The sequence below is a fragment of the Candidatus Proelusimicrobium excrementi genome (assembly GCF_937881865.1).
GTDB lineage: Bacteria > Elusimicrobiota > Elusimicrobia > Elusimicrobiales > Elusimicrobiaceae > Proelusimicrobium > Proelusimicrobium excrementi.
The window spans coordinates 1-4,834 of the sequence record NZ_CALGEO010000004.1 but is presented as its reverse complement, the minus strand read 5'-3'; the positions used below and the strand labels follow the sequence as shown (position 1 = coordinate 4,834).

4 protein-coding genes are annotated in these 4,834 nt (G+C 48.4%); 1 reads left to right on the top strand and 3 read right to left on the bottom strand.

Features of this window, described 5'->3' with window-relative positions; translation table 11 throughout:
* Positions 1 to 1,998, bottom strand: a 1,998-nt coding sequence (locus ACQY26_RS00075) for an LTA synthase family protein (RefSeq protein ID WP_428047044.1), incomplete at its 3' end; no start/stop codon positions are given.
* A 57-nt stretch (positions 1,999 to 2,055) separates the two neighbouring features.
* On the opposite strand from ACQY26_RS00075, the gene ACQY26_RS00070 reads away from it, so the two are divergent.
* On the top strand, positions 2,056 to 2,529 hold the full coding sequence (locus ACQY26_RS00070) for a YbaK/EbsC family protein (protein WP_428047043.1): 474 nt from the start codon (positions 2,056 to 2,058) through the stop codon (positions 2,527 to 2,529).
* Positions 2,530 to 2,619: 90 nt separating this feature from the next.
* Here ACQY26_RS00070 and ACQY26_RS00065 read toward each other — a convergent pair whose 3' ends face one another.
* Both ACQY26_RS00065 and ACQY26_RS00060 read right to left on the bottom strand, forming a co-directional pair.
* On the bottom strand, positions 2,620 to 4,092 hold the full coding sequence (locus ACQY26_RS00065; protein WP_428047042.1) for an amino acid permease: 1,473 nt from the start codon (positions 4,090 to 4,092) through the stop codon (positions 2,620 to 2,622).
* 66 nt (positions 4,093 to 4,158) lie between these two features.
* Entirely contained in the window at positions 4,159 to 4,725 is a 567-nt protein-coding gene (locus ACQY26_RS00060; RefSeq protein WP_428047045.1) for a pyruvoyl-dependent arginine decarboxylase, read from the bottom strand.
* Positions 4,726 to 4,834 lie beyond the last annotated feature (109 nt).

Sequence of the window (4,834 nt, the reverse complement as noted above, 5' to 3'; positions counted from 1 at the left end):
CCAAATGCCAACGGCTACACCTCGGACGGCGGAGCGGTGGAAAGCGGTTGCATCGGCGGCGGAGCATTCTTCGGGAGTTTTGCCGCTTAAAGCCGGCTCGGAAGCATCGCCGTTGATTTCGCCGACGCAGCCGTCTTTAATCCAATATACGTTATGCAAGCCGGTGTTTTCCTTGGACGGGAATCCGCCGAAAGCGTAATAAACAAAGCCTTTCGGGGCGGAAAGCTCCAGGGTAAGCGCGGCGATGTCTTTATGGGAAGCGGCCGCGCCGTCTTCAAAAATATCTTTTTTTACGCCGGTCCCGTAAATTATAAGAGGTACGGCTACCTTTTCAAAAACGCCCGGAGTCGGGTTTACCGTCCACCTTTGGGCGTGATCGCCGGTAAATATAAAAAGGCTGTTTGGGTATTTCGCCGACATATCTTTAATAAAAGCGGAAATATATTTATCCGAATATTCAAAATGGCGCAGTTTGGCTATCAAGTCCTTATCGCCGGCAAGCGCAGGGGGGAGAATTTCGGAATAAGCCTTTTCGCTCTTTACTTCCGGCTCTTTGGAAAGGTCAACCGTTAAAGGAGGATGATTGGAGCTCGTCAAAATAACGTTGAAAGAAGGCTTTGAAGAGTCAAAAAGTTCTTTAGTGTGTTCCAAGAAGTATCTGTCCTCCGTGCCCCAGGCGTTGGCGGGGAGCCCGGCGTAGCTGCCCTTATAATAAGCTTTGTCAAACCCCTGCGCGCTCATAAAAACGCCGACGTTTTCCCAAGAGGGAAACCCTCCGTAAAAAAAGCGCGTTTCATAGCCGAGTTTTTTTAATTGCACCGCCAAGGAAGTTTCGTAAGGTTTAAGCGCGCTCGCTTGGCTGAAGCCCTGTATATTAATCTCCGGCAGGCCCCAAACTATGCTTGCCAAACCGAACATCGTTCCGTTCGCCGCAGGCAGAAAGTGTTTAAGCATTGCGCCCTTTTCGGAAGAAGCCAAAGCTTTCATTCCTTCGGCCGCCCCTAAATAAGAATATTCTTCCAGCATAGGCCAAAGCATATAAGTTTCCCCGATAATCAGGAAGATATGCTCCGGCTTTTCGGCCGCGCCGCGGGCCGTCTTTTCCAAAAAAGGCAAAAGCGACGAGCTTTGATAGTTTGCTCCGGCCAAATCGGAAAGGGTTTGGCGTATTTCTTCCGGGCTGTAATCGGCGTTTTGTATTTTCCTTAAATTTCTGTGGATGCGGCTGGCTTTATACAAAGCTTGGACGTCGTCTAAAATGGCTTCGTTCAAAAGGTGGCTGGACATACGGGCGGAGTTCTTCCAATAAATCGAACCGTTATAGTTAAAACTGCCGCCGTAGCGCATATAAACCGCAAAAACAGGTATAAAAATTATTATCGTCCAAACTATTAAAGCTTTATGTTTGACGCCGTCAGGGAAGTTCTTGGGCAAAAGGCGCGCGGAAAGCCATTTCTTCCAAAGCCAGGTAAGCGCGGCCGCCGCCAAAAGCCCCATAAGTATCCTGAGGGGAGCGTTATACTGTTTTATCGCGCTGTCGGCAATGGCAAGAACGTCGTCGTTAAAAGTATTGAAGATAAAAGGATCGAAAGCGTTATGAAATTCCTTATAATAAGGCAGCCTGGCCTGAAACAGTAAAGAAAGTATAAAAATCTCAAGCGCGCCTATATAAAATTTAATTTTTAAAGAGGGCCATTTCGGCAAAACCTGCCTCAGCAGAGTGCCAAGGACGAAAGCCGGTATTATAAAAGCGGCGGCGGTCTTAAGGCTTAGCCTGAATCCGTACCATAAAGCCAGCCAAACGTCCCCGCAGGAAGCCGCCCCGGCAAGTTCGGCGCGGAAAAAGTAGATAAACAAAGCTCTGTATAAAAATAAAACTGCCAGCAAAAATACGAATAATTTTAAATCGGATATGATATCCTGCACAAAAAAACCGAATCTTTTGCCGCCGCCAAGCATACAAGGCGGCAGTTTTGCGGTTAAATTCTTTAAATTCATAAAATCTCCATTAAGCGGACTATATTATAAAGTATATCAAATTGCTATTATATCCTTATGAACAACATAGAACGGGTAAAAGAACAGCTTAAAAAGCATAATCTTCTGGAAAGATATTTGGAACTGCCCTCATCTACGGCCACCGTGTCTTTGGCCGCCCAAAGCATAGGGTGCGAGGAAGACCGCATCGCAAAAACGCTGTCTTTCAAGACGAAGCAGGGCGCAGTCGTCATAGTTGCGTCCGGGCAATCGCGCGTAGACAATAAAAAGTTTAAAGATTTTTTTAAAGAAAAAGCCGTCTTTTTAAAAGGCGATGAAGTGCCGGAACTTACCGGGCACCCGATAGGCGGAGTATCCCCTTTCGGCCTTAAAGATGGGGTAAAAGTGTATTTGGACGACTCTTTAAAGAAATATGATTACGTATACCCCGCGGCGGGCGCGCCCAATAACGCCGTCAAACTGAGCCCGGCCGAGCTTGAAGCCGCCTCGGGCGGAACTTGGACGGACGTTTGCAAAAGGCCGCAGGCTTAATTTATTCTCAAAAAAGGCGGGATTTGCTTTTCTTTACGCGTTAAACGCGCAAACAGAACAAATCCCGCCGGACTGATATCAATAAGGCTTCTATATCTTTAACAGCCCCCTGGCAAAAGCGTACAGAGCGAAGGCGGCCGCCAGCAATATCAAATCCAAGATAATTTTTTCTCCTTGAGCAAAAACCGGCTTTCCGTCTTTGCTCTGCTTTCTGGCCAAAATAAACACCGGCGCGCCAAAAGCCAAAAAGATGAAAGCCAAAAACAAATATTTAAGCCCGGCCGCGTAAATAAGCCAGCCGCCGTAAACCGTGCCCAAAAGCCCGGTCATCAAGGCCGCAAACCTGCCGGAAGAGGCGATTTTTTGATATTCTCCGTCTTCGGTCAGTTTCCACAGATACAAAGAACTGAATATATAAGCCGGCAGAACCATAACGCCCGTTATGCTTAGCATGGTGTTCCAGGCATTGTTTGAAAAGTAAACCAGCAATATGGCTATTTGCATGACCGCGCTGGTAATCCAAAGAGATACGCTCGGCGCGCCGTTTTTGTTTTCCGCGGCAAATTGCTTAGGGAAAGCTCCGCTTTTAGCCGCCGCAAAAGGTATTTCTGCCGCAATCATGGTCCACGCCAGCCAGCTGGAAAGAACCGCCACCAATAAACCGATATTCATAATCCATGCACCTGGTTTGCCTATAACCATTTCCAATATGCCCGCCGTGGAAGGATTCGGTACGGCGGCTATTTGTTCCTGCGTCAGGAAGCCGAAGGGAAGCAAAGACAAAAGCACGTAAATAATCAAACATCCGGCAAAACCCAAAAAAGTGGCTTTGCTTACCGCCGTCTGGCTTTTTGCCCTGCTTGAAAGCACCACCGCGCCTTCTATACCTATAAAAGCCCACAGCGTAACCAGCATAGTGCTCTTAATCTGCGCCCCCAAACCGCCCAAGGCTTTTCCGCCCGATACGGCATCACCCCAAAAGTTAAAGTCAAATTTGTCAAAATGGAAGCTGAAAATCAGCACCATGATAAAAAGCGCCAAAGGGAGAAGCTTGCCTATAGTGCCGATAACGTTAAGCACCGCGGCCTGTTTTACGCCGCGCAATACCACGAAATTAAAAAACCATATCAGCAGAGATCCGCATACTATCGAAAGCAAATTGTTCCCGCCGGCGAAATGCGGAGGGAAAAAGTAATTTAAAGCGTCCATAGTTATCACGGCGTAGCCGACATTGCCGAATATTTGGGAAAGCCAATAAGCCCACCCTATCAAGAAGCCGGCAAAAGGGCCGAAGCCCTCTTTGGCGTACATATAAACGCCTGCGGTCAGATCGGGCTTTACTCTTGATAAAACGCTGAAAGTATTGGCCACAAAATACATTCCTATGCCGGTAATGACCCAGGCCAGCAGTACGGCCCCGGCCGCCGCGCCCTGCGCCGTATTCTGCGGGAGGGAATATATCCCTCCGCCTATCATTGAACTTATAACGACGCTCGCCAGCCCTATAACGCCCAATTTGCCGGCCGCGCCCGCGGCTTTAACGCCGCCCCGTTTATCTGCCATTTCCGTTACCCCCGTAAGAAAACTGTAAAATTCCGCGCGGGTTTTAGGCCCACGCGGCAAGACAGCTTATTTTTTAATAACAACCGCCGGAGCGTTTCTGAAGTTAAGAAAGCCCAGGCAAGTCAAACAATACGCGAAAGGCTGCGTAATATTAATAAAGTTGTGGTATATTTGAAATTCGCTGTGTTTTTCCACTCCGCGCAGTTCAAGTTCGTGGTTTAAAGATTTGTTAAGCCACATTTTTGCGTGCCCTTCGGCGATTTCATCGTCTATCGGAGTATCAAAATACTCCACATATTCCGCCGCCCAGCCGCCGATGAGTTTGCCGTTTTTTCTGCCCCAGCATATGCCTACGCCGGTAGCTATGGCTTTATGCTCGGTTATATTCGCGCCGTTGCCGGCGATAATAACCTCCAGCACCGCGCCGTGTTTGAAGCTGCTTGCAACCTGTTCCACGGGCACTATATTGCCGTATAGTTCCGGCGGAAGCACCGACGTATATGGAATCACGTTGAAATCCTGTATTTTGGCCTGAGTCAAAGCCGAGTCATAGCAGAAAGTTTCAAAAGGCTGAGGCGGAATGCCGTCCGCAGCCTGCCCGGCGGCAAACTTCTCCTCATTGAGGATGTAAATGGAAACCGTATACTCCGTCTCCTTGCCAAACAGCGGCCGGTAGGCGCTGTCCACAATACAAACAACGGTTTCGTCATCCCAATCATCGGTTTCATCCAGTACGATCTGA